General features: G+C 71.3%; 20 protein-coding genes, 2 pseudogenes and 1 riboswitch. Of the genes and pseudogenes, 8 read left to right on the top strand and 14 right to left on the bottom strand.

All coding sequences use genetic code 11. The features are described 5' to 3' along the window. Nucleotides 1-60: 60 nt before the first annotated feature. Complete coding sequence (lon, locus tag IEY61_RS12815) at nucleotides 61-2,397, bottom strand: endopeptidase La (RefSeq protein ID WP_189043845.1); 2,337 nt, start codon at nucleotides 2,395-2,397, stop codon at nucleotides 61-63. 267 nt (nucleotides 2,398-2,664) lie between these two features. On the opposite strand from lon, the gene IEY61_RS12810 reads away from it, so the two are divergent. Beyond that, a complete protein-coding gene (locus IEY61_RS12810; RefSeq protein ID WP_189043843.1) occupies nucleotides 2,665-3,012 on the top strand; it encodes a histone-like nucleoid-structuring protein Lsr2 in 348 nt (115 codons plus the stop codon). A 118-nt stretch (nucleotides 3,013-3,130) separates the two neighbouring features. Here the strand turns inward: IEY61_RS12810 and IEY61_RS12805 are convergent, their stop codons facing one another. Together IEY61_RS12805 and IEY61_RS12800 are read right to left on the bottom strand one after the other, a co-directional pair. Beyond that, nucleotides 3,131-4,405 (bottom strand): hypothetical protein, encoded by a 1,275-nt coding sequence (locus tag IEY61_RS12805; RefSeq protein WP_189043841.1) that lies wholly within the window; start codon nucleotides 4,403-4,405, stop codon nucleotides 3,131-3,133. Nucleotides 4,406-4,680: 275 nt separating this feature from the next. Next, entirely contained in the window at nucleotides 4,681-5,598 is a 918-nt protein-coding gene (locus IEY61_RS12800; protein WP_229705863.1) for a DUF2726 domain-containing protein, read from the bottom strand. A gap of 75 nt (nucleotides 5,599-5,673) precedes the next feature. On the opposite strand from IEY61_RS12800, the pseudogene IEY61_RS32140 reads away from it, so the two are divergent. From IEY61_RS32140 to IEY61_RS12790, 3 genes and pseudogenes are all read left to right on the top strand, one after another. Beyond that, nucleotides 5,674-5,788 (top strand): annotated as a pseudogene (locus tag IEY61_RS32140) (helical backbone metal receptor); the annotation flags it as partial. Between the two features lie 167 nt (nucleotides 5,789-5,955). After that, nucleotides 5,956-6,582: a hypothetical protein gene (locus tag IEY61_RS12795; protein WP_373293142.1), complete on the top strand. Its 627-nt coding sequence runs from the start codon at nucleotides 5,956-5,958 to the stop codon at nucleotides 6,580-6,582. Nucleotides 6,583-6,897: 315 nt separating this feature from the next. Beyond that, a complete protein-coding gene (locus IEY61_RS12790) occupies nucleotides 6,898-7,275 on the top strand; it encodes an FKBP-type peptidyl-prolyl cis-trans isomerase (protein WP_189043839.1) in 378 nt (125 codons plus the stop codon). 54 nt (nucleotides 7,276-7,329) lie between these two features. Here the strand turns inward: IEY61_RS12790 and IEY61_RS12785 are convergent, their stop codons facing one another. The 5 genes from IEY61_RS12785 to pdhA form a co-directional block, all read right to left on the bottom strand. Further along, a complete protein-coding gene (locus IEY61_RS12785) occupies nucleotides 7,330-7,683 on the bottom strand; it encodes an STAS domain-containing protein (RefSeq protein WP_189043837.1) in 354 nt (117 codons plus the stop codon). Between the two features lie 192 nt (nucleotides 7,684-7,875). Further along, nucleotides 7,876-9,132 (bottom strand): L,D-transpeptidase, encoded by a 1,257-nt coding sequence (locus tag IEY61_RS12780; protein ID WP_189043835.1) that lies wholly within the window; start codon nucleotides 9,130-9,132, stop codon nucleotides 7,876-7,878. 285 nt (nucleotides 9,133-9,417) lie between these two features. Continuing rightward, nucleotides 9,418-10,935 carry a dihydrolipoamide acetyltransferase family protein gene (locus IEY61_RS12775; RefSeq protein WP_189043833.1) on the bottom strand — a complete coding sequence of 506 codons (1,518 nt, stop codon included), beginning with the start codon at nucleotides 10,933-10,935 and terminating at the stop codon, nucleotides 9,418-9,420. Next, nucleotides 10,932-11,948: an alpha-ketoacid dehydrogenase subunit beta gene (locus IEY61_RS12770; protein WP_189043831.1), complete on the bottom strand. Its 1,017-nt coding sequence runs from the start codon at nucleotides 11,946-11,948 to the stop codon at nucleotides 10,932-10,934. The genes IEY61_RS12775 and IEY61_RS12770 overlap by 4 nt, the downstream gene beginning before the upstream one ends. Next, the gene (gene pdhA, locus IEY61_RS12765; protein WP_189043828.1) at nucleotides 11,948-13,114 is read right to left on the bottom strand and encodes a pyruvate dehydrogenase (acetyl-transferring) E1 component subunit alpha; all 1,167 of its coding nucleotides are present in this window, start codon (nucleotides 13,112-13,114) and stop codon (nucleotides 11,948-11,950) included. Before pdhA ends, IEY61_RS12770 begins: the two co-directional genes overlap by 1 nt. A gap of 146 nt (nucleotides 13,115-13,260) precedes the next feature. Between pdhA and IEY61_RS12760 the strand changes: the two genes are divergently transcribed. Further along, on the top strand, nucleotides 13,261-13,725 hold the full coding sequence (locus tag IEY61_RS12760) for an Lrp/AsnC family transcriptional regulator (protein ID WP_229705862.1): 465 nt from the start codon (nucleotides 13,261-13,263) through the stop codon (nucleotides 13,723-13,725). 7 nt (nucleotides 13,726-13,732) lie between these two features. Here IEY61_RS12760 and IEY61_RS12755 read toward each other — a convergent pair whose 3' ends face one another. Continuing rightward, entirely contained in the window at nucleotides 13,733-14,704 is a 972-nt protein-coding gene (locus tag IEY61_RS12755; protein ID WP_189043824.1) for a DNA polymerase domain-containing protein, read from the bottom strand. A gap of 92 nt (nucleotides 14,705-14,796) precedes the next feature. Continuing rightward, nucleotides 14,797-15,024: a hypothetical protein gene (locus tag IEY61_RS12750; RefSeq protein ID WP_189044093.1), complete on the bottom strand. Its 228-nt coding sequence runs from the start codon at nucleotides 15,022-15,024 to the stop codon at nucleotides 14,797-14,799. 232 nt (nucleotides 15,025-15,256) lie between these two features. Beyond that, nucleotides 15,257-15,347, top strand: a riboswitch (ZMP/ZTP riboswitch). Nucleotides 15,348-15,368: 21 nt separating this feature from the next. On the opposite strand from IEY61_RS12750, the gene IEY61_RS12745 reads away from it, so the two are divergent. After that, nucleotides 15,369-16,805 carry a glycine hydroxymethyltransferase gene (locus IEY61_RS12745; RefSeq protein WP_189043822.1) on the top strand — a complete coding sequence of 479 codons (1,437 nt, stop codon included), beginning with the start codon at nucleotides 15,369-15,371 and terminating at the stop codon, nucleotides 16,803-16,805. 174 nt (nucleotides 16,806-16,979) lie between these two features. Here IEY61_RS12745 and IEY61_RS12740 read toward each other — a convergent pair whose 3' ends face one another. After that, complete coding sequence (locus IEY61_RS12740) at nucleotides 16,980-17,240, bottom strand: hypothetical protein (protein WP_111242354.1); 261 nt, start codon at nucleotides 17,238-17,240, stop codon at nucleotides 16,980-16,982. An 80-nt stretch (nucleotides 17,241-17,320) separates the two neighbouring features. Continuing rightward, on the bottom strand, nucleotides 17,321-18,409 hold the full coding sequence (locus tag IEY61_RS12735) for an alpha-hydroxy acid oxidase (protein WP_189043819.1): 1,089 nt from the start codon (nucleotides 18,407-18,409) through the stop codon (nucleotides 17,321-17,323). 96 nt (nucleotides 18,410-18,505) lie between these two features. Here IEY61_RS12735 and IEY61_RS12730 point away from each other — a divergent pair, with 96 nt between their 5' ends. After that, nucleotides 18,506-18,910, top strand: a complete 405-nt coding sequence (locus tag IEY61_RS12730) for an MmcQ/YjbR family DNA-binding protein (protein ID WP_189043817.1) — start codon at nucleotides 18,506-18,508, stop codon at nucleotides 18,908-18,910. A 69-nt stretch (nucleotides 18,911-18,979) separates the two neighbouring features. Here the strand turns inward: IEY61_RS12730 and IEY61_RS12725 are convergent. Next, nucleotides 18,980-19,156 (bottom strand): annotated as a pseudogene (locus tag IEY61_RS12725) (DUF397 domain-containing protein); the annotation flags it as partial. Between the two features lie 36 nt (nucleotides 19,157-19,192). Further along, on the bottom strand, nucleotides 19,193-19,363 hold the full coding sequence (locus tag IEY61_RS31165) for a Scr1 family TA system antitoxin-like transcriptional regulator (RefSeq protein WP_229705861.1): 171 nt from the start codon (nucleotides 19,361-19,363) through the stop codon (nucleotides 19,193-19,195). 239 nt (nucleotides 19,364-19,602) lie between these two features. Between IEY61_RS31165 and IEY61_RS12720 the strand changes: the two genes are divergently transcribed. Further along, the gene (locus IEY61_RS12720) at nucleotides 19,603-22,863 is read left to right on the top strand and encodes an NACHT domain-containing protein (protein ID WP_373293148.1); all 3,261 of its coding nucleotides are present in this window, start codon (nucleotides 19,603-19,605) and stop codon (nucleotides 22,861-22,863) included. Nucleotides 22,864-22,900 lie beyond the last annotated feature (37 nt).

The following is a 22,900-nucleotide window of genomic DNA, read 5'->3' as shown; positions in this document are numbered from 1 at the left end:
GTTAATAGGGGGCCCCTGCTATGCAGAATGCGTTAACAAGGGCCCCCTCCTTACATCCACTCAGGCGGCGGTGAGGTGTTCGCCGCCCAGTGACGCCGGGTCGATCTCGGCCGGGCGCAGCGCCAGGGCGAGAACGTCGGCGACGTCGGCCAGCGTGTGGATGGTCAGCGCCTCGCGTACCTCGGTGGGCAGGTCGTCGAGGTCCGGCTCGTTGCGGGCCGGGATGATCACCTCGGTCAGGCCGGCCCGGTGCGCGGCGAGCAGCTTCTGCTTCACCCCGCCGATGGGCAGCACCCGGCCGGAGAGCGTCACCTCGCCGGTCATCCCGAACTCGGGGCGTACCGGCCGGCCGCTGGCCAGCGACGCCAGGGCGGTGACCATGGTGATGCCGGCGCTGGGGCCGTCCTTGGGCACCGCGCCCGCCGGCACGTGCAGGTGGATCCGCCGCCCGGCGAGGGCGTTCGGGTCCAGGCCGAGCCGGCGACCGTTGGCGCGCAGGTAGGAGAGGGCGATGTGCGCCGACTCCTTCATCACGTCGCCGAGCTGACCGGTCAGGGTCAGCCCCGGCTCACCCTCCATGCTGGTCGCCTCGATGAAGAGCACGTCACCCCCGGCACCGGTGACCGCCAGACCGGTGGCCACGCCCGGCACCGCCGTACGCTCGGCCGACTCGGGTGTGTGCTTCGGCCGGCCGAGGTAGCGGACCAGGTCGTCCGCGCCGACACGGACCGGGGCCGGGTCGGCGGTGAGGTTCACCGCGACCTTTCGCATGATCTTCGCGAGGGCGCGCTCCAGCTGCCGTACGCCGGCCTCCCGGGTGTACTCCCCCGCGATGCGGCCCAGCGCCGCGCCGTCGATGTCGATCTCGTCGGCGGTCAGCCCGGCCCGCTCCCGCTGCCGGGGCAGCAGGTGGTCCCGGGCGATAGCCACCTTCTCGTCCTCGGTGTAGCCGTCCAGGGTGACCAGTTCCATCCGGTCCAGCAGCGGGCCGGGGATGGCCTCCACCACGTTGGCGGTGGACAGGAACAGCACGTCCGACAGGTCCAGGTCGACCTCCAGGTAGTGGTCCCGGAAGGTGTGGTTCTGGGCCGGGTCGAGCACCTCCAGCAGGGCGGCGGCGGGATCGCCCGCGTACCCCACGGAGAGCTTGTCGACCTCGTCGAGCAGCACGACCGGGTTCATCGAGCCCGCCTCGCGCAGCGCCCGGACGATCCGACCGGGCAGCGCGCCGACGTAGGTGCGGCGGTGGCCCCGGATCTCGGCCTCGTCGCGGATGCCGCCGAGGGAGACCCGGACGAACCTGCGCCCGAGCGCCCGGGCGACGGATTCGCCGAGGCTGGTCTTGCCGACGCCGGGCGGTCCGGCCAGGGCCAGCACCGCGCCCGAACCGCGCCCGCCGACCACGCCGAGGTCGCGCTCGGCCCGCCGGTTGCGCACCGCGAGGTACTCCAGGATGCGGTCCTTGACGTCGGCCAGGCCGGCGTGGTCGGCGTCGAGCACGGCCCGCGCCGCGGCCAGGTCGGTGTTGTCCTCGGTACGCGTGCTCCACGGCATCTCCAACACCGTGTCGAGCCAGGTACGGATCCAGCCCGCCTCCGGCGAGGCGTCGCTGGCCTGTTCCAGCTTGCCGACCTCGCGCAGCGCCGCCTCGCGTACCTTCTCGGGCAGGTCGGCGGCCTCGACGCGGGCCCGGTAGTCGGCCGAGCCGTCCGGGGCGTCCTCGCCGAGTTCCTTGCGGATCGCGGCGAGCTGCTGACGCAGCAGGAACTCCCGCTGTGACTTCTCCAGCCCCTCGCGTACGTCGGAGTTGATCTGCTCGGTGACCTCCTGCTCGGCCAGGTGGTCCTTCACCCAGCCGACGAGCAGTTCGAGCCGGGCGGTGACGTCCGGCGCGGCCAGCAGTTCGGTCTTCTGGGCCAGGCTGAGCCAGGGCGCGTAGCCGGCGGCGTCGGCCAGCTCGGAGAGGTCGGTCATCCGTTCCATCGCGTCGATGACCTGCCAGGCGCCCCGCTGCTGAAGCACGGAGGTCATCAGGGCGCGGTATTCACGGGCGAGTTCCCGGGCCCTGCCGGCCGGGGCGGGCTCGTCGATCTCGGCCGCCTCGACCCAGAGCGCCGCGCCGGGACCGGGCACCCCGGAGCCGATGCGGGCGCGGGCGAGGCCCCGGATCACGGCCGCCGGCTCGCCGCTGGGCAGCCGGCCGACCTTCTCGATGGTGGCGATCACGCCCACGGAGCCGTACTCGCCGTCCAGGCGCGGCACGGCGAGCAGCTTGCGGTCGCCGGTGGCCCGGGCCGCGTCGACCGCGGCCTGAGTGCTCGGGTCGAGGGTCACCGGAACGACCATGCCGGGCAGCAGCACGGCGTCGGTCAGCGGAAGTACCGGAAGAGTTGCCATCGAACACCTGCTATCGCATTTGAGTTGAGCGTGTCTGACTCAAGTCACGACGACGCGCCGATGTTCCTCGTTGTGACTCAGGACACGGAACGGTCCGCGGCTGGCTGCGGCGGAGTTCCGCTGCGCCGCGATCGGGTGGCCGCACCACAGAATCGGGATTTCGATGTCGCGCAAAACGCGGGCGGCAACACATGGCTTTGTTGCGCAATTGCCGGACGATGAGTCAGAATTTGACCCACACCCCCCGAACACAAGGAGTAATGGGCGATGGCAAGAAAAGTAATCACGGTACTTACCGACGACCTCGACGGCGGAAAGGCCGACCGCACGGTGGAGTTCAGCCTGGACGGCGTGGCCTACACCATTGACGTCTCTGACGAGAACGCGGGTGTCCTGCGCAAGTCGCTGGACCCGTTTATCAATGCTGGCCGGCGGCTCGGCCGGGGCGGCGCCGACACCGCCCGCAGCCCTCGTCGCGGCGGGGGCAGCGTCACGTCGGGAATGAACCGGGAGCAGAATCGCGCCATCCGGGAATGGGCGGTCAGGAACGGCTACAAGATTTCCGAGCGGGGTCGCATCCCGGTCGAGGTGGTCGAGGCGTACAAGAACCGCTGAACAGCGGGCACGCGCAGCCGGCACCACGGGGGTCCGGCGAACGACCCGCCAGACACGCCGTGGGGCCGTCCGGAGTGAATCCCGGACGGCCCCACGGCTTTCGCGTCAGTTCACGGCCTCAGTTGACCTGGATCCGCACCGCGTCGAACGCGGGAGTCTGGTTGGCCCGCTCCGACATTGGGATGCGGTGCGAACCGTCACCGGCCCAGACCGCGCACTGTGCGGTACCCGACTCCGGCAGGCCCGGGATCTGGATGACCACGCTGTCCGGCTGGCTGCCGCCGCCACCGTCCTCGGTGGCGACGAAGAAGGCCGGCACCGGCTCCGGCGCCGGGGCCTCGTCCGTGTTGTTCAACATCCGGCAGGCGGTGTGGAAGTGGCCGCGGGTCAGCCCTTCGTCGGTGAGCAGCGAGCTCTCCAGGTAGTAACCACCCTGCCCGGCCGGCAGGAACCGGTCCCGGACGAGGTTGCGGGTGCTCACCCGGAGAGTGAAGCCCTCGTTGCGGTTGATCTGCTGCGGGAACTCGGTGATCAGCAAGGACGGGTTGTTGGGCGCGGCACCGACCTCACCAAAGGCGGTGCTGATGCAACGGTTGCCGTTCTGGAAGCCGTCGTGCGGCTGGAGCCGGCTGTTCTCGCAGTTGTTGGCCAGCACGTCGAGGCCGTTGCCACCGCCGTTGTTGCCGCCACCGTTGTTGTTGCCGCCACCGTTGTTGTTGCCACCGCCGTTGTCGCCACCACCGTTGCTGCCGCCACCGTTGTTGTTCTTGACCGGCTGGACCTGGCAGGCGGCGAGGTTGGCGAGGCCGCGCGGCCGAGGACCGAACCGGTCGATGGCGATGGTGATCCGGTCGAGGGTCGCCCGGCGCTTGGCGGTCAGTGGGCCGAGAATGGTGTTGTTGATGAACGCCTGACCCCGGTTGCCCTCGGCAGCGAGTCGCCGGTCGGCCTCGGTGATCTGCGTCTGCAGCTGGGCCAGGTTGCGGTCCACCTCCGCGCGGGCCCGGTCAGGCACCTGAGGCAGGCGGCTGACCACGTCCGGGCAGGCCACGGCCAGGGCGCCGGTGGTCGCGCCACCGGTGCCGTTGCGGGTCTCCTGGCACTCCTCCACGGTCTGCTGCCCGTCACCCCAGTGGTTGGTCACCCAACGACCGTTCTGGAAGGTACGGGTGGTGGTGGCGCCGCGAGCGGCCGGCGCGGTGGCGCCCGGGCTCGGCGCCACGCATTCGGCCGAGACCGGCCGGGTCGGCTTGTTCGGCCGTCGGTCACCGGCCGACGAGATCTGGGTCACGGCGACCACGACACCGAAGACGGCGAGCGTGGCACCGGCGGCCAGAAGTCGTTTGGTCCGCGCGTTACCGGATGGTCGGCGCGACCGGGGGGACCTGCGCATCGAATTGCTCTCCTTCTCGATCCGGTACCTGATTCGTGACTCGACGGACCGAACGGAATCGTGGTGGCACACTCGGCGGACATCCGAGCGGGCCGGTGGCACGTCGATTACCGACGATGCCCTTTCCGCACCGTCTCCCGCGCCTGCCGGTGCGGGTCGGGGAGATCCTGTCCATTCCCGGTGAGGTACGGAACCGACGTGACAGCGGTTCAAAGAAACATGACTTTTTTTCCGGCCAGCCCGGACCGGTGCACGGTGGGGCCACCGCGCAGGCGTCAGGCCTCGCAGAGGTGGTCGTAGGCGAAGTCGTCGACGAGTTCGTCCCGCCGCTGCCGCAACTGCCGGACAGCGTCGAGAAGTTCCTCGCGACGAACCAGCGCCGACGCGCCGCCGAGATCCGAGCTCCGGATCCGGTCCCCGATCGCGAAGGCGGCCAGGTCCTCGGCGAACCGAGCCGGATCGACCCCGAAGGTGAGCCGGTCCGCCTGCACCGACACCCGTTCGACCAGGCATTCACCGGGGCGTACGTCCACCCAGCTCCAGCCCTCCGCCGGGCCGTTGACCCACGAGACGTGCAGCCCACGCAGGATGGGGTCGGCCAGCCGCCGCGCCACGTACGCCTCGACCGCCTCGGCCCGGGCGAGCGCACCCAGGTCGTTCACCGCGCCGGTCCGCCCGTCGGGCAGCCGGCCCACGATGTCGCGGAACCCGATCGCCGCGACGTCCGACCCGGCAGCGCCCTCCGCGTACCGGCGGGCATCGATCACATACGAGACGATCGCCGGCCCGTGCTCGGCGGCGCGCAGGGTGGCGGAGACGATGCGTAGCACCGGCAGGCCGACGGCGGCGGTGACCGCTGCCACGACCCGCTCGGCTCGGCGGGCGGACGCGTCGGGTGCCGGGGACCGGAACTCGACGGCGAACTCCGGCCGACCGGTCTCCTCGGGGCAGACCACGAGGTCGAGAAGGCTGCGACTGGCCGTGTTCCACTGATGGCCGGTGAGCCCGGGCGGGCGGCCCCGGACCAGATCGGCCAGCCGTAGTCCGACGTGCACCCGCCGTCCCGCACGAGCCAGCACCGTGCCGCGGCCGGCCCTGGCCGGATCCATCGACAGCCAGGAATTGTCGCCACCGGTCATCGTCGTCCCCACCCAATCCTGCCACCGACCGACCGAGTCTAGGATGACGATCATGCCTGCCGGCTCCCGCGGTGGGCCGCCGAGGAGGTGGACCGCGCGCGGGTGGTGTCGTTACTGCCGGCGCTGACCGAGGCGTTCCCGAATGTCCCCTGTGCGCTGGTGTCCGGACGGCACCTGACCTGGTACGGCCCCTTCCCTGGCCGAGGCGCCCGCGGAGCTCGGCGAGGCCTTCGTCTCCGACTGACCGGCACGACGGGCACGGTGATCGCGGATCGATCCGGCCGGATGGTCCCGGGCAAGAGGGGTCCAAGGTCCCGCCCGGTCCCGGCCCGATCGGCCCTGCTGGCGTCCTGCCCCGCGGGCGTCCAATAGAGATGCCACCGGGACAGCGGTGCGAAGCAACGAAGGGACGTGGAGACCATGACCGCGATGATGGAGCGGACCACCGCCGCCACCAACACCCGGGGAACCGAGACCATCCGGGACCGGACCGACCGGATCACCGCCGCCAAGAACCCGGCGACCGAGACCATCCGGGAGCGGGCCGCCGGGATGCCGGCCGCCCGCTACCTGCTCGCCGGGCTCCGCCTGGCGCTGGGGTGGATTTTCCTCTGGGCCTTCCTGGACAAGCTGTTCGGCCTGGGGTACGCCACCGAGGCGAAGAACGCCTGGCTCAACGGGGGCAGCCCGACCAAGGGCTTCCTGACCTTCGGCGCGACCGGCCCCTTCCAGGGCTTCTACAACGGCCTGGCTGGCGCCGCCTGGGCCGACTGGTTGTTCATGACCGGTCTGGCGGCCATCGGTACCGCGCTGCTGCTCGGCATCGGGGTACGCATCGCCGCCGCGGCCGGTGGTCTGCTGCTGCTGCTGATGTGGGCGGCCGTCCTACTTCCCGCGAACAACCCCTTCATGGACGACCACCTGGTGTACGTCGGAGTGCTCGCCCTGATCGCGGTGACCAACGCGGGCAACACCTGGGGCCTGGGCCGCACCTGGGCGCGGCTGCCGATCGTCCGGCGCTTCGGCTGGCTCCGCTGACCTGATCACCCCCCCCCGCATGGCGGGCGTCACCACCGGTGGCGCCCGCCATCCCGTCCCCCACCCCTCCCTCCCACCCCTTCCTCCCACCCCTCCCCCACGCCCCTCCCCTCCCCCCTCCCCCCACGCCCCCCACCCGCCGCACTCCGCGATCTTGCACTTTTGGTCGCACCATATGAGGCCATACCGTCCATATCGGCGACCAAAAGTGCAAGATCGGCGGGGGTTGGGATCGGGTGGGCGGGCGGCGACGGGGGCTGCCGTAGCATCCGGCAGGATTGCGGTGGACGGGTAACGACGTACAGGAGAATCCACATGAACCAGGCGAGCAAGCCCGAGATCGGTCCGATCGAGGGTGCCCCGCCGGCAGATCTCGTGATCGAGGACATCACCGTCGGCGAGGGGGCCGAGGCCCAGCCCGGCCAGGTGGCCCGTGTCCACTACGTCGGGGTCTCGCACTCCACCGGCGCCGAGTTCGATGCCTCCTGGAACCGCGGCCAGGCGTTCGAGTTTCCGCTCGGCGGCGGGCGGGTCATCGCCGGCTGGGACCAGGGTGTGGTGGGGATGCGGGTCGGCGGCCGGCGCAGGCTGACCATCCCGCCGCACCTCGGCTACGGCAGCCGGGGAGCCGGCGGCCTGATCAAGCCCAACGAGACCCTGGTCTTCGTGGTCGACCTGCTCGACCTCCGCTGACCCGCGTTGTCCGGCGCCGGCCCCCGTGCCCGGCGCCGGACGCTCACCCACGGATCACACCGCGGCGAGCAGCCGCTCCGGTGCCGCCCCGACGACAACCGGGATGACCCGGCGCAGGCCGGTGGCGCGCAGCACCCGCTCCACCACCGGCGACGGGTCCATCAACACCAGCTCGCCACCCTGGGCCCGCACCCGCAGTCGCGCCGCGATCAGCGCGCGCACCCCGGCGGCGGAGAGCATCAACAGCTCGGAGAGATCCACCCGCAGTTCCGGTCGTGCCGGCGCCGCCCAGAGCGCGGCGCGGAACGCGGCGACGGTGGCGACGTCGACCACGCCGGCCACCCGCACGCACACCGCCTCGTCGAAGACAGTCGTCTCGACGTGGAACCGCTCCTCGTGCTCTCGCATGAACCGAACCTATCGTCCGGCACCGACACTTCCACCCTGCGCAGCGGCGGTTCCGGGGTAATCCCAGGGCATGATTGGCCCGATCCCGGTGTCCACCCTAGGGACGATCCCCGGGGGCCGTGCGACGTAGCGGGGCTGCCGTCGCGGCCGGGCCGGTCCACGGCGGACCGGCCCGGCGTGCGTACGCTCCGGTCAGCCGCCGCTGGCGGACGGCGTCGGCTCCGGCGAGCCACCGGCCACCGCCCCCGGATCCGGTGCCTGGCTCGGCGTGGGCCGCAGCCCGGGCGGCACGGGCAGGGCGCTGCCCTTGGCGAACTCGTCCCAGCTGACGTTCCAGGCCGTCCAGCCGTTGCCCTCGTCGAGCGTCACCTCGGTGCCCTTGATGGTGACCAGGTCACCAACCTGGGTGACCCCCATCAACCAGTCGGCGTTTACCGCGGAGAGGTTGGTGCATCCGTGCGACACGTTGGTGTACCCCTGGTCCCCCTCCGACCAGGGGGCACCGTGGATGAACTCGCCACCCCAGGTGAGCCGCTGGGCGTCCTCGACGTCGACCACATAGGGATCGGCCGAGCCCCGCGTGTCGAACGTGGTGATCTCGTGCTTCTCCATGATCACCATCTTGCCGCTGGAGGTCGGCGTGCCCGGTTTGCCGAGGCTGACCGGCAGCTTGCGCAGCAGTTTGCCGTCCCGGATCACCGACATCTGCTTGGTCGCGCTGTCGATCTCCAACTCGACCTGCCGGCCGATCTTCGAGGTCGACCGCCGGTCGGCGTCGCCGACGTTCTCCTTGCCGATCGGCAGGCCCTCCAGCGCCGAGCGGACGCTGATCGTCGTGCCCGGACGCCAGAAATCGGGCGCCCGGTAATAGACCTGGCTGCCGTCGGACACCCAGGACCAGGCGCCCGGCTGGGGTGGATCCGTCTTCACAAACAATCGGCGCTGCACATCCACCCTGGCCTCTTTGGGAATTGGCGGGTCAAAGGCAACCGTTACCGGCATGGCCGTGCCGTACGTCCGGTTACCATCGAAGTAAAGGGTGCTGGTGATGGCCGGTTTCGACGATTTCGACTGCGTCGTGAAGGTTGTCTTGTGGGTGACCGTCTTTCCGCGATCGCCGGTGGCGGTCACCTCCGCGGTGTAGGTCCGCTTCGGCTGCAGGGTCTTGCTCGGCACCCAACCCGAGCCGTCCTCACGCGGCTCCGCCGCGACCGTGCCGCCCTTGTCATCGGTGATCCGTACGGCGGTGACTCGACCGTGTTTGACCTGGGTGCCGACCTCACCGCTGATCGGCACGTCCCGCGCGCCCTCGGCCGGCGTCACGGTCAACTCCGGCACGGCGGCCCGCGCCTCGTTGCCCTGCCTACGGTCGAAGGTGCATGCGCCCAACGCCAGCGGTGCCGCCGCGACGGTCACCGCCAGCAGCGTCAATCGCCCCCTCAGCGTCATAATAGAGACCCCCCCGTCTGCTCCGTCCTCCGCCACATTCTCACCGGCAGCGCGGCGTCAATTTCGCAGTTTCCCGGGAATTGCGCGAATATTGCCAGGGAATTTTTCCGGAATAGCACCAGGGCCTACCGATGAATACGTCCACGCACCGTCTGCGAGCGTTATCCGACAAATCGAGGTCCGCTGCGTCATGCCCGGACGTGTCACGCCCGTACGCCGGCGCGCCCGGCGTCCGTTGTCGGACGCCGGGCGCGGGATGGACCAGTCAGCCCGGATCGGACCCGGTCAAACGGCGGCGACCAGCAGGGCCGGCTGCTCCACGCAGTCGGCGACGTGCCGCAGGAAGCCGCCGGCCACCGCACCGTCGCAGACCCGGTGGTCGAAGGTGAGGCTGAGCTGCGTCACCTTGCGTACCGCGAGCTGCCCGTCGACCACCCACGGCTTGTCCACGATGCGCCCCACACCGAGCAACGCCGCCTCGGGATGATTGATGATCGGCGTGGAACCGTCGACCCCGAACACCCCGTAGTTGTTCAGCGTGAAGCTGCCCCCGGTCAGCCGAGCCGGCGGCAGCTCACCGGCCCGCGCCGCCGCGGTGGTCGCCGCGAGTTCGGCGGCCAGTTCCGCGGTGGTGAGCCGGTCGGCGTCGCGCAGCACCGGGACGACCAGACCACGCTCGGTCTGTGCGGCGATGCCCAGGTGCACCCCGGCGGACTGGATGATCCGCTGTCCCTCGGTGTCGACCCGGGAGTTGAGCTGGGGATAGCGGCGCAGCCCCGACAGGCAGATCCGGGCGAGCAGGGCCAGGATGCTCACCGGGGAGTCGGGACGGGCAGCGTTGATCGCGGCCCGGGTCTCGAGCAGCGCGGTGGCGTCGGCGTCGACCCAGATCGTCACCTCGGGGATCTCCCGCCGGCTGCGGGAGAGCTTGTCGGCGATCGCCCGGCGGATGCCGGTCAGCGGGATGACCACGTCCGATGCGCCGGCCGGGGCGAGCCCGACGTGCGCCGTCGGCGCTTGCGCCGGCAGGTCGGGGACGGCAGTGAGCCGACCCACGCCACCCACCGGCTCCCGGTCGGTCCCGGCACCTGACGGCGCCACGGCTCCGGCACCCGAGGCCCCGGCCACGATCGCCGCGCCGGCCGCCGCTTCCACGTCGGCGCGTCGGATCACCCCGCCGGGAGCGCTGCCGCGCAGGGTGGTCAGATCCACCCCACGCTCGCGGGCCAGCCGCCGCACGATCGGCGAGATGACCAGTGCCGGCGACCGGTCCGACACGGCAGACGAGCCGGGCAGCGGGGCCGCCGGGGGCACGATGGGCGATACCGGGGCAGGGCCGGGGCGCGGCTGCGCGGACGCCGATGAGCCGGCTGGCTCGGCACCGTTGGCGGCGGGCACTACCCGGGGTCGGCGACGTCTGCGCGAGGTGCCGTGGCCGGTGCCGTACCCGATCAGCACGTTGCCGGAGCCGGCGCGCTCCTCCTCGCGGTAGACCGCGTGCCCGACGGGCTCCGCCGACTCCATCGCCGCACCGCCAGCGACCGGCGCGGCACCAACAACGGCCGGGGCCGCCACCGTGATCAGCGGCTGGCCGACGGGACGCACCTCACCCTCCGCGCCGTGCAGGGCGACGACCCGGCCGGCGTACGGGCAGGGCACGTCCACGACGGCCTTGGCGGTCTCCACCTCGACCACGCTCTGGTCCACGGTGACGGTGTCGCCGACCGCCACCCGCCACCGCACGATCTCCGCCTCGGTGAGCCCTTCCCCGAGGTCGGGCAGAAGAAAGACTTGCGCGCTCATGCCGCGCTGCCCTCGGTCAGCCAGCGCGGGTCGGGCTGGTCGTCCCACTGCAACCGGGCCACCGCGTCCAGCACCCGGTCGACCGAGGGCAGGTGGGTGTGCTCCAGCATCGGCGCGGGGTACGGGATGTCCAGCCCGGCCACCCGCAGCACCGGCGCGTGCAGGGCGTGGAAGCAGCGTTCCTGCACCCGGGCGGCGATTTCCGCGCCGACCCCGGCGAAACCCTGCGCCTCCTGCACCACCACGCAGCGGCCGGTGCGGCGCACCGAGTCGGTCACGGTGACGTCGTCGAACGGCACGATGGTGCGTACGTCGATCACCTCCAGGTCCCAGCCCTCCTCCCGGGCGGCCTCGGCGGCCTCCAGGATCAGCGGCACCGCCGGCCCGGACGCGACCCGGGTGGCGTCGCGTCCGGGCCGGCGGACGACGGCCCGGCCGAACGGTTCGGTGCGCGCCGGCAGGTCCGCCTCGGCGCTGGCGAAGTAGAGCTTCTTCGGCTCCATGAAGACCACCGGGTCCGGGTCGTCGATCGCCTCGCGCAGCAGGGAGTACGCGTCGGCGACGGTCGCCGGCGTGACCACCTTCAGGCCCGGGGTGTGCGCGTAGTAGGCCTCGGAGGAGTCGCAGTGGTGCTCGACGCCGCCGATGCCGCCGGCGTACGGCACCCGGATCACCATCGGCACGCTCAACGCGCCCCGGGTGCGGTTGCGCAGCTTCGCCACGTGTGAGGCGATCTGCTCGAACGCCGGGTACGCGAACGCGTCGAACTGCATCTCGACCACCGGGCGCAGGCCGGACATGGCCAGCCCGACGGCGAAGCCGACGATGCCGGCCTCGGCGAGCGGGGTGTCGAAGCAGCGCTTGTCACCGAAGCGGGCCTGCAACCCGTCGGTGATCCGGAAGACCCCGCCGAGTTGCCCGACATCCTCGCCGAAGACGACGACCCGCTCGTCGTCGAGCATCGCGTCGGCGAGCGCGGCGTTGAGGGCCTTCGCCATGGTCATGGTGGCCATCAGGCGTCCCCCTCCCGCGCCGCGGCCAGCTCGGCGCGGACCTGTTCGCGCTGCTCCACCAGTTGCGGGGTGGGCTGCGCGTAGACGTGTTCGAAGAGGCTGAGCGGGTCGACCGTGGGCTGGGCGTTCATCCGCTCGCGCAGCCGCGCGGCGTACGCCTCGGCCTGCTCGGCGACCTCGGCGACGGCCGCGTCGTCCAGGACGTCCCGGGCGCGCAGGTAGCTCTCCAACCGGGCGATCGGGTCCCGGTCGCGCCACGCCTCGACCTCGTCGGCGTCGCGGTAGCGGGTCTGGTCGTCCGCGTTGGTGTGCGGCTCCATCCGGTAGGTGTGCGCCTCGACCAGGAACGGGCCCTTGCCGGCCCGGGCGTGCGCGACGGCCCGGTGCAGCACGGCCAGCACGGCCACCGGGTCGTTGCCGTCGACCTGCTCGCTGGGCACGCCGTAGCCGACGCCCTTGTAGGCCAGCGAGGGCGCGGCGGTCTGCCGGGACAGCGGGACGCTGATCGCGTACCGGTTGTTCTGCACGAAGTAGACGACGGGCGCCTTGAACACGGCGGCGAAGTTGACCCCCTCGTGGAAGTCGCCCTCGCTGGTGGCGCCGTCGCCGATGTAGACCAGCGCCACGGTGTCGCGCCCCTGGTACGACTCGCCGTAGGCGAGGCCGGCGGCGTGCACGCACTGGGTCGCGAGCGGGGTGCACTGCGGGGCGGTGCGCCGGACGGCCGGATCGTACCCGCAGTGCCAGTCGCCGCGCAGCAGGGTGAGCACCTCGACCGGGTCGATGCCGCGGGCGGTCAACGCCATCGACTCCCGGTAGGTGGGGAAGACCCAGTCGTCGTCGCGCAGCGCCAGGACGCCGCCGACCTGGCACGCCTCCTGGCCTCGCGAGGATGGGTAGACGGCCAGCCGGCCCTGCTTGGTCAGCGCGGTGGCCTGCGCGTCGAAGCGCCGTCCGACGACCATCCGCCGGTACATCTCGCGCAACGCCGCCACCGGCGGCTCGGGATAGTCGGCGCGGGCCGGTAGCGGGCTGCCGTCCGGGTTCAGCAGCCGGACCGGTTCGGCCTGGGGCAGTAGGACGGCGGACGGGTCGGGCGCTGCCGGGGTGGCCGGCCGGCGCTTCCGCGGGGATGCCCTGCGGACCGCCTGGGGGGTGCTCGTCACGGCGGAACCTCCTGGACGTGTGGTGGCCTTATGCTCCTGCGGTCGGATGATTGACTCAAGGTGCCCGATGAACACGGGACGAATGGCGCGGTCAGGGGGCAGGGATGAGTCAGGAGGCCAACCTGAGGCCGGGCCCGGAGGCCGGAATGGGACGAACGGTCGTCACGCTGGACGAGGTGGACCGACGGATCCTCGACGAACTCACCCGGGACGGTCGGATGTCGATGCGTACGCTGGCCGAACGCGTGCACGTCTCGCGCACCAACGCGTACGCCCGGTTGGAGCGGCTGCTGCGCGACGGAGTGATCACCGGGTTCGCCGCGCGGATGGCCCCGGAGGCGGCCGGGCTGGGCACCTCGGCGTACGTCGCGCTCACCATCGAGCAGAACACCTGGCGCGAGGTGTCCGCGGAGCTGGCCCAGGTGCGCTACGTCGAGCACGTGGCGCTGCTCAGCGGCGAGCACGACGTGCTCGCGCTGGTCCGGGCGCCGGACAACGCCACCCTGCGGGACGTGGTGCTGGACCGGGTGCAGCGCATCGCCGGGGTGCTCGCCACCCGCACCTGGCTGGTCTTCGACGAGTTCGACGGGGAACGCGGCCCCTGGGCGTGACCGGCGCTCAGCGCTCGGGCGGCGCCTCCAGGCCCTCCCGGTCGGCCAACGCCAGCAACGGTTCGAGGGAGAAACGCCGCTCGTCGAGGCCGGCGTGCGGGTCACCGCGCTCGGCGAACCGACCCGGCATGGTGGTGACGTCGAAGTCCTCCGGCCGGGCGTCGTCCAGCTCGGCCCAGGCGAGCGGAGCGGAGACCAGCGCGGCCGGCGTGGGCCGGATCGAGTACGCCGAGGCCATCGTGTGGTCCCGGGCCATCTGGTTGTAGTCGACGAAGACCGGCCGGTCCCGCTGCTCACGCCACCAGGTGGTGGTGACCAGATCCGGGCGACGGCGCTGCATCTCGCGCCCCAGCGCCAGCACCGCCCGCCGGCAGTCGCCGAAGCTCCACCGTGGCTCGATCGACACGTAGACGTGCAGCCCGCGCCCGCCGGTGGTCTTGGGGTAGCCGGCCAGGCCCAGCTCGTCGAGGAAGCCACGCACCTCGTGGGCCACCGGCACCACCTGGTCGAACCCCACCCCGGGCAGCGGGTCCAGGTCGATGCGCAGCTGGTCCGGCCGCTCGACATCGTCCCTGGTCACCGGCCACGGGTGGAAGCGCAACGTGCCCAGGTTGACCGCCCAGATCACCACCGCCAGCTCGCCCGGCGCGACCTCGTCAGCGGTACGGCCGCTGGGAAAGGTGATGTGCGCGGTGCCCACCCAGTCGGGCGCGCCCGCCGGCACCCGCTTCTGGTAGAACGCGTCGCCCCGGTTGTCCTGCCGGGTGGCGATGGTCGCCCCCTCGAACACACCCCGGGGCCACCGTTCCAGCATGGTCGGCCGATCCCGCAGGGCGCGCAGGATGCCGTCACCGACGGTGAGGAAATACCGCACCACGTCGAGCTTGGTCAGCCCCCGCTGAGGAAAGTACGGCTTGTCCGGGCTGGAGACGCGAACCGTCCGCCGCCCCACCTGGATCTCCTCGGCCGCGCCCGCCACGGCTCACAGGGTACGACGGGCCACCGACGCCGGTGGGCGTACGGACGGACCGGGCGGCGCAGGTCCCGCCCGGTCCACGGCGTCCGCGACGGTCAGCCGTTCTCCCGCTGCAGGCGCGACATGAGCATCTGCTTGCCCTGCTCGCCCGCCTTGCGGTTGTTCTCCTGGATCTTGCGGAACCAGGTGGCGAGTTCGTTGTCCCCCCGCGACTCGGCGTCGGCGATGTACGTCTCCATCTGCCAGATGTGTTCCAGCGACATCTGAATCGCGTGGATCAGGTCGTAGTTCTTGTCCTTTACCGGGCTGGCCGGGTGCGTCATCGTGGCCACGGTTCACCTCCAGGTAGCTCCGTCAGGTCCCGGTCGGGTACCCCCGGCTCGGGCCAGCACACCCCACCGGGGAAGTCGGGAACCAGCGGGGCGACGGGATCCGACGCGCCGGCCGGGACCGGACAGACCGGTCGTCGTCGTCCCGGCCCGGGCGGAGCGACGGCGTGGCGACGGCGGCTTGGGCGGGCGCGACGTCGTGGCGGCGGCGTACCCGGTAGGATGCCCTTCGGGCCGTGACTGGCGCATTGGAGATGGAGAACCATCGGGGAGCGGCCCCGTCACGAGGACGCATGCCGAGCGCCTGGGCCTTCCGCACGTCACCAGGAGGTCGCAGCATGCCGCGCAACGTCGAGTCCACCGCCTTCAGCAGCGCACTCGAAGTGATCGGCGGTGTCGAGCCGCGCATCGCCGACGCCATCCGCGCAGAGCTGGCCGACCAGCGCCAGTCGCTCAAGCTGATCGCCAGCGAGAACTACGCCTCGCCAGCCACCCTGTTGGCGATGGGCAACTGGCTCAGCGACAAGTACGCCGAGGGCACCATCGGCCGCCGCTTCTACGCCGGCTGCCAGAACGTCGACACCGTCGAGGCGCTCGCCGCCGAGCACGCCCGGGAGCTGTTCGGCGCCGCACACGCGTACGTGCAGCCGCACTCGGGCATCGACGCCAACCTGGTGGCGTTCTGGGCGATCCTGGCCGACCGGGTGGAGGCCCCCGCGCTGAAGCGGGCGCAGGCCCGGCACGTCAACGACCTGACCGAGGCTGACTGGTTCGCGCTGCGCCGGGAGCTGGGCGACCAGCGGATGCTCGGCATGTCGCTGGACGCCGGTGGACACCTGACCCACGGCTTCCGGCCGAACATCTCCGGCAAGATGTTCGACCAGCGCAGCTACGGCACCGACCCGACCACCGGCCTGGTCGACTACGACAAGGTGGCCGAGGCGGCCCGCGAGTTCCGGCCGCTGGTGCTGGTCGCCGGCTACTCGGCGTACCCCCGGAAGGTGAACTTCCGGATCATGCGGGAGATCGCCGACTCCGTCGGCGCGACCTTCATGGTGGACATGGCCCACTTCGCCGGGCTGGTCGCCGGCAAGGTCTTCACCGGCGACTTCGACCCGGTGCCACACGCGCACATCGTCACCACCACCACCCACAAGTCGCTGCGCGGCCCGCGCGGCGGCATGGTGCTCTGCGGCCCGGAGCTGGCCGACCAGGTGGACCGGGGCTGCCCGATGGTGCTCGGCGGTCCGCTGCCGCACGTGATGGCCGCCAAGGCGGTCGCGCTGGCCGAGGCGCGTCGCCCCGACTTCGCCGACTACGCCCGGCGCATCGTCGACAACGCCCAGGCGCTGGCCGAGGGCCTGCTGCGCCGGGGCGCGAAGCTGGTCACCGGCGGCACCGACAACCACCTGGTGCTCATCGACGTCACCGGCTACGGGCTGACCGGCCGGCAGGCCGAGCAGGCGTTGCTGGACTCGGGCATCGTCACCAACCGCAACGCGGTGCCGCAGGACCCTAACGGGGCCTGGTACACCTCCGGCATCCGAATCGGCACGCCGGCACTGACCACCCGTGGGCTGGGCCTGGCGGACATGGACGCCACCGCCGAGCTGATCCATACCGTGCTCAGCCAGACCACCGCCGGCACCGGCCCGGACGGCACGGCTTCCAAGGCAAAATACGTGCTGGACCCGGCCCTAGCCGACAAGGTCAGCCGCCAGGCCACCGACCTGCTCGCCAACTTCCCGCTCTACCCCCACGTCGACCTGACCTGACCGGCCCACCAGCCCACCGGCCCACCGCCCCACCGGCCCACCACCCCCTCGCGTTGATCATGAGGTTAGCGGCAGTTTGAAGATCAACCACTGCCGCCAACCTCATGATCAACGGGGCCGGGCCGGCCGGCCGGGGGGGGGCGGGCCGGCCGGGGGGGGCGGGGGCGGGGCGGTTCAGTTGAGTGGGCGCTTGAGGTGGTAGCGGTGCACCTCGGTGCTGCCCTGGACGTTGTTCACGTCCTCGGCCGCCGTGACGAGTTCCCAGCCCTCCCGACCGACCCGGTTGAGATGCGCGACCGCCGTGTCGCCGTACGCCGTGACGTCCTTGCGGGACCCGTCTGGCCCGTACCAGACGAAGGTGACGTGAAAATTCCGGCCCTGTCCCTGGTAACGGCGGACCAGCAGGGCGTACTCCCAGGCAATCATGCCGCCCATTATGACCGTCCAACCAGGACGACGGCAGGACGACCGTCACAGGTTGCCAGGCGGTGAACACGGTGAGTCGATCCTGCCACTCAGTCGATCGCGACGGTACGCAGCTCGCGTGCGGCGGCCGGATCCGCGCAACCGGCGAGGGCCAACGCGTGGCGCAACTCGTCGGCGAGCAGCGCCAACCCGGCGCTCGCCCCGGCCTCTCCCCCGGCCGCCAGCGCCCAGAGCATCGGCCGGCCGACCAGCACCCCGTGCGCCCCCAGCGCCAGCGCCCGCAGCACGTCGAGGCCGCCCCGAATCCCGCTGTCCAGCAGCACCTCGCACCGGTCACCCACCTCGGCGACCACCTCGGGCAGCATGATGGCGCTGGCCGGCACCCCGTCGAGCTGCCGTCCACCGTGATTGGACACCACCACCGCACGCGCACCGGCGTCGACCGCCCGTACCGCGTCGGCCGGGTCCAGGATGCCCTTGACCACCAGCGGTAGCTCACAGTGCTCACCCAGCCACCGCAGGTCCTGCCAGCTCAGCGCCGGGGCGAAGGCCGCGCCGCTGGTCGCCGCGACCGGCGTGACGCCCGGCGTACCGCCGTGGGCCAGGTCGTTCCGACCGCCCGGCAGGTTCGCCGCGACCAACTCCGGCGGCAGCCGAAAGGCGTTGCGCAGATCCCGGTAGCGCCGGCCGAGCACCGGCACGTCCACGGTCACCACCAACGCCCGGCAGCCGGCGTCGCGCACCCGGGCCAGCAGCTCCGTCACCAGTGCACGGTCGCGCAGCCAGTACAGCTGGAACCACACCTCGGCGCCCGTCGCGGTGACCTGCTCGATCGGGGTGCTGCCCAGGATGCTGGCCAGGTAGGGCACCCCAGCGGCCCGGGCCGCGCCGGCCAGGCCGACCTCGCCGTCGGGGTGCACCAGCCGCTGGTACGCCATCGGTGCCACACCGACCGGCATCGCGTACTCCCGACCGAGCAGCCGGGCCCGCAAACTGGCGGTGGCCACCCCGGCCAGCACCCGGGGCAGCACACCCACCCGATCGAGCGCCCGTCGATTCGCCCCGAGGGTGATCTCGGTGCCGCTGCCACCGTCCAGGTAGTCCCACACCTCCGGCGGCAGCACCCCTCGGGCCCGCTCCGCGAAATCAGCCAGACATACCGGCATCTCGATCTGCATGAGCACACCTTAGGGAAGAAAGGAAGGGCCCCCTATTAACGCCTCGTGCATAGGAAGGGCCCCTTTTTAACAAACGCCGGGGCGTATCGTCGGGCGATGGCCAGTTGGGAAGACGTACGCCGGATCGCGCTGAGCCTGCCGGAGACCGGCGAGCGACCTTCGTACGACGGGCTGCCCGCGTGGAAGGTGCGGGACAAGTCCTTCGTCTGGGAACGCCCATTGCGCCGGGGCGAGCTCGATGCGCTCGGTCCGGCGGCACCGGACGGGCCGATCCTCGGCGTACGGGTGGCCGACCTCGGCGTCAAGGAGGCGCTCCTCGCCGACGATCCTGGTCGCTACTTCACCACGCCGCACTTCGACGGCTATCCGATCGTGCTGGTGCGGCTGGACCGGATCGACGTCGACGAGCTGACTGAGCTGATCGTGGAGGCCTGGTACGCCCGCGCCCCGAAGCGACTCGCCGCCGCCTATCGAGCCGAGACGGCACCGCCGCGCACCTGAGCCGTGGGCTCGGGAGCGCGCCCGGCGGCAGCCGAGCGCGCTCCCGTCACGGTACGGTGGCCGAGGCCAGCGCCGGGTCGCGCGAACGAAGGCGGCCCAGACGGTGGGAGAGAAGGCCAGAACCGGACCGGCCGAATCCTTGCTGTCCCGTACGGCGACAAGGCCCGGCAGGTTGTCCGCGACCTCGACACAGTTGCCGCCGTTGTCACCGCTGCGGGTGCTCTTGAGCCAGCGCACACCGGTCAAATGACCCGGAGGAGAACTGCCTCGGAGAGGACCACCTCAAACTTCGGTGCGGGTGGGAAGGCGACGTTCCAGGAGCGATTGACGTTGTAACCGGACCTCGACCAGCCGCTCCCGTTCGTCTTTTGAGATGCGCGAGCGATTCTGATAGACGCCATGGGCATAGCACCTCTTCTGGAGCAGCCCGGGATTCTGCCGATTGAACTGCATCGCCTCGTTGGCGCCGGCTATCTGGGGTGGCGGCGGCTGAGGATCACCACGTACCGGCAGGGGCGGTCGGTGACGTTGTGGTAGGAGCAGGGTGCCGGTTCGCCGAGTTCGAGGCAGTCGCCGGCAGGCAGGTCGTGTTCGACGTCGCCCTCCCGGAAGCGCAGGCGGCTTCCCGACGCGGGCCTCCGGCCGAGCCCAGGTGAGCCGCCACGTTCCGGGCTGCGTACGCCCGGGCGGTGATGGGACACTCCAGTGTGCTCAGACCCTCCTCGCGCCGTGGTTTGACCTACGCCGACGCCGTGCGGTTGCTCGGCGCCGGAGACAGCCCGTTCATCTCCGCTCTCGGCCGGCTCGCCGGCGCGGGCGGCACGGCGCTGAGCGTCGCCACGCTCGGCGCGATCGATCTCTTCGCCGTCCGCGACGAGATCGTCAACTACGGCAACCAGGCGGTACGCGGCATCCGTGAACGCCTCTCCGGCCTCGGCCGGTACGACCGCACCCAACGCCTGGTCGCCGCACACACCGTGCTCGTGATCAGCTCGTTCTTCGAGGCGTTCGACGAGACCCTGACCGCGATCGGCGTCGACCCCGCCGAGCTGGAGATCACCCTCGCCGAGCAGGTCGCCCTGGGCGCCCGCACCAACGCCGAGTTCGAACGGCTCGGGGTGCTGAACGCCCTCGTCGACCACCAGGTACCGCTGCCCTCGCCCCTCGTACCGTTCGAGGTGCTCACCGCCCAGCTCAATGACTACTTCCGCGACCTGATGGGATCGGTCGTGGTCTTCGTCAGCAAGCTCGTCGGCGGTGAGAACGCCATCCGGGGCATCGAGTTGTACTTCAACGAGGACGAGCCGCAGCGTGGCATCGCGGCCACCGCACTGCGCCGGTACGAGATCGGCTACCGGTCGCTCGCCGCCGAGGTGCCGGAGTTCGTCATCTGGGCGGCGATGACGGACGCGGCCGCCAGCCGGGCCACCACCCGACGGATCGGTACCGAACTCGCCCGGCAGTTCGCCGAGCTGACCACGGGCCTGGCCGGCATCCGTGCACTGCTGGCGGATCTCGCGGCCGGAAACGCCGCCACCAGCCGGATCGATCTCGCGGCTCGGTACCGCCGTGAACTCCACAGTCCCGTCCTCGCCATCGGCGACCTGCCCGATGGCGTCACTCTGCCCACCACCGCCGCTCTCTACGTCAACCCGCGGGCCCGGGTAGGCGCGGCCGAGTCGGACGCGCGGGTGGCCACCGAGGCGTGGTGGGCCGACGCGATCGTCGTTGCGGACCTACAGCCGTTCCTGGCCGGCTATCTCACCGGCCCGGAGGCGGTCACCGGGCCACTGCTGGTGCTCGGCCAGCCCGGCTCGGGCAAGTCGCTGCTGAGCCGGATCCTCGCCGCGAACCTCCCGCCGACGGACTTCCTGTGCGTACGGGTGGAGCTGCGCTCAGTCGCCGCGGACGCGTCGGTTCAGGAACAGATCGAGAGCGCTGTCTACCAGAGCGTCGGGGAGCGGTTGGCCTGGCCGGAGCTGGTGCGTTCGGCAGGGGGCGCGCTGCCCGTGGTGCTGCTCGACGGCTACGACGAGCTGCTTCAAGCGTCCGGGGTCAACCGCGCCAACTATCTGGAGCAGGTCCGCGACTTCCAGCGACGGGAGGCGGAACTGGGCCGCCCGCTGGCGGTGCTGGTGACCTCCCGGACCGTCGTCGCCGACCGGGCCCGGGTACCGGAGGGCAGCATCGTGCTGCGCCTGGAGCCGTTCGACGAGCCACAGATCGACCGCTGGCTAAGCGTGTGGGCCGCCACCAACAAAGCCGGCCTCGCCCGCCGCTCGCTCGTACCGCTGACCACCCCGGTGGCGCTGCGCTACCGCGAGCTGGCGGAGCAGCCGCTCCTGCTGCTGATGCTGTCGTTGTACGACGCCTGGGACAACGCACTGCAAGCCACGGCCGGTGGACTCGACCGCGCCGAGTTGTACGAGCGGCTGTTCACCGACTTCGCCCGCCGCGAGATCGGCAAGCGGGAACCCGCAACCCCCGCCGGCAGTGACCGGGCGGCAGTCGGCCGGGAGATCCGCCGGCTGGAGTTGATCGCCCTGGCGATGTTCAATCGCGGCGCCCAGCTCATCACCGAGGCGCAACTCGACGCCGACCTGGACCAACTGTTGGGCGAGGACCGGGTGGAGCCGGCCCGACCCGACGGGTACGACCGCCCACTCACCGCGGCCCAACTGCTGGTGGGACGGTTCTTCTTCATTCACGAGTCGACGGCTCGGGAGGGTACCGACGCCCCGCAACGCAGCTTCGAGTTCCTGCACGCGACCTTCGGGGAATTCCTGGTGGCCCGCCGCGTGGTGGGCACCCTCGCCGAGTTGGCCGAGGAACGGGCACACCAGCAGCGGCGAGACTTCCCGGGCACGCTGGACGCCGGGCCGCTGTACGCCTGGCTGTCGTTCGCGGTGCTGGCGGGCCGCGCCCCGGTCATCGAGTTCTGTCGCGTGCTGCTGGCGCGGTTCTCTTCGGACCTGCACCAGCAGTGCCGCGCCCTGCTGTACGCCCTGCTCCGGGACGCCGGACACCCCCAGCCGACGTGGTCGCTGGCGAACTACCGGCCGGTGCGGCAGGCAGTGTCGGCCCGGCACGCCGCCTTCACCGCGAACCTGGTCACCCTCATGGTGCTGCTCAGCCCGGACGGGATCGACTCGGACGACCTCTTCCCACCCGCTCAGGGATCGTCGTGGCGTTCACACGCGCTGCTCTGGGAGAGCCAACTGCCGAGCGACGGGTGGTACAGCCTGTGGCAAACCGTGCGGATGACGTACCGGTTTCCCGAGGGCATCAGCGTGCTGGACCTGCACAAGGCCCGGCCCGAAGGTCATCTCGTGTTGGAAGACGGCGCAGCGGTCACTCTCGCCGGGTCGCTGCCGCTCGGCCCGACGAGAACGGACCTCGGCAACAGCGACGCGTTCCGCGACTACAGCGACGCGTTCCGCGACTACAGCGTCGCCGCTGCCAGTCCGGTCGGCGGGTGGCTACGGGAAGCTGCGTTCCGGTCGGACGGCTACTTCACCCGCATCCTCGCTCACAGCTTCACGCCCTTCTGGCGGTACGTCGCACTCGACCAGGTCCGGATCTATGCCGCCGGCCCGCCCGGCACCGACGCGGCAACTCTGCTGGAGCTCCTGCTCGCCCCCGAGCCCTTCGACGACGACTCACTGCGGCGGCGGATCGAGGCGTACACCCTGTGTGTTGACGCTCTCCATGACAACGAGGCGATGCCGGCGCTGGTCATGCGCGCCCTCGCGGCGGACGCCGCGCGCATCGCCCCGGCCACCGTCCTCGAGGTGCTGTCGATGATTCTCACGACGCCCTCAGCCAACCGCCCCAACCACTTGATCCGTCACGGGAAAAGAGTCGCGGAGATCCTGGCGCGGGTGCACGTCAGGGGAGGTGCCCCACATCTGATCCGCTCTGTCTACATGACGTACGAGAAAGCCGTCCGGTAGGTCAGCGGGCCGTTCGAGGTCACGGCGAGGTCGGTGT

This window comes from Micromonospora sonchi (genome assembly GCF_014646235.1).
Lineage (GTDB): Bacteria > Actinomycetota > Actinomycetes > Mycobacteriales > Micromonosporaceae > Micromonospora > Micromonospora sonchi.
This window is presented reverse-complemented; position numbering and strand designations above follow the sequence as displayed.

Coding starts and splice junctions, on each gene's coding strand:
- IEY61_RS12760 (WP_229705862.1), top strand. CDS start 13,261: ATGGGACGAACGGTCGTCACGCTGGACGAGGTGGACCGACGGATCCTC.
- lon (WP_189043845.1), bottom strand. CDS start 2,397: ATGGCAACTCTTCCGGTACTTCCGCTGACCGACGCCGTGCTGCTGCCC.
- IEY61_RS12800 (WP_229705863.1), bottom strand. CDS start 5,598: ATGATCGTCATCCTAGACTCGGTCGGTCGGTGGCAGGATTGGGTGGGG.
- IEY61_RS12745 (WP_189043822.1), top strand. CDS start 15,369: ATGCCGCGCAACGTCGAGTCCACCGCCTTCAGCAGCGCACTCGAAGTG.
- IEY61_RS12740 (WP_111242354.1), bottom strand. CDS start 17,240: ATGGGCGGCATGATTGCCTGGGAGTACGCCCTGCTGGTCCGCCGTTAC.
- IEY61_RS31165 (WP_229705861.1), bottom strand. CDS start 19,363: ATGCAGTTCAATCGGCAGAATCCCGGGCTGCTCCAGAAGAGGTGCTAT.
- IEY61_RS12790 (WP_189043839.1), top strand. CDS start 6,898: ATGAACCAGGCGAGCAAGCCCGAGATCGGTCCGATCGAGGGTGCCCCG.
- IEY61_RS12720 (WP_373293148.1), top strand. CDS start 19,603: ATGGGACACTCCAGTGTGCTCAGACCCTCCTCGCGCCGTGGTTTGACC.
- IEY61_RS12735 (WP_189043819.1), bottom strand. CDS start 18,409: ATGCAGATCGAGATGCCGGTATGTCTGGCTGATTTCGCGGAGCGGGCC.
- IEY61_RS12730 (WP_189043817.1), top strand. CDS start 18,506: ATGGCCAGTTGGGAAGACGTACGCCGGATCGCGCTGAGCCTGCCGGAG.
- IEY61_RS12775 (WP_189043833.1), bottom strand. CDS start 10,935: ATGAGCGCGCAAGTCTTTCTTCTGCCCGACCTCGGGGAAGGGCTCACC.
- IEY61_RS12810 (WP_189043843.1), top strand. CDS start 2,665: ATGGCAAGAAAAGTAATCACGGTACTTACCGACGACCTCGACGGCGGA.
- IEY61_RS12785 (WP_189043837.1), bottom strand. CDS start 7,683: ATGCGAGAGCACGAGGAGCGGTTCCACGTCGAGACGACTGTCTTCGAC.
- IEY61_RS12805 (WP_189043841.1), bottom strand. CDS start 4,405: ATGCGCAGGTCCCCCCGGTCGCGCCGACCATCCGGTAACGCGCGGACC.
- IEY61_RS12780 (WP_189043835.1), bottom strand. CDS start 9,132: ATGACGCTGAGGGGGCGATTGACGCTGCTGGCGGTGACCGTCGCGGCG.
- IEY61_RS12770 (WP_189043831.1), bottom strand. CDS start 11,948: ATGGCCACCATGACCATGGCGAAGGCCCTCAACGCCGCGCTCGCCGAC.
- IEY61_RS12750 (WP_189044093.1), bottom strand. CDS start 15,024: ATGACGCACCCGGCCAGCCCGGTAAAGGACAAGAACTACGACCTGATC.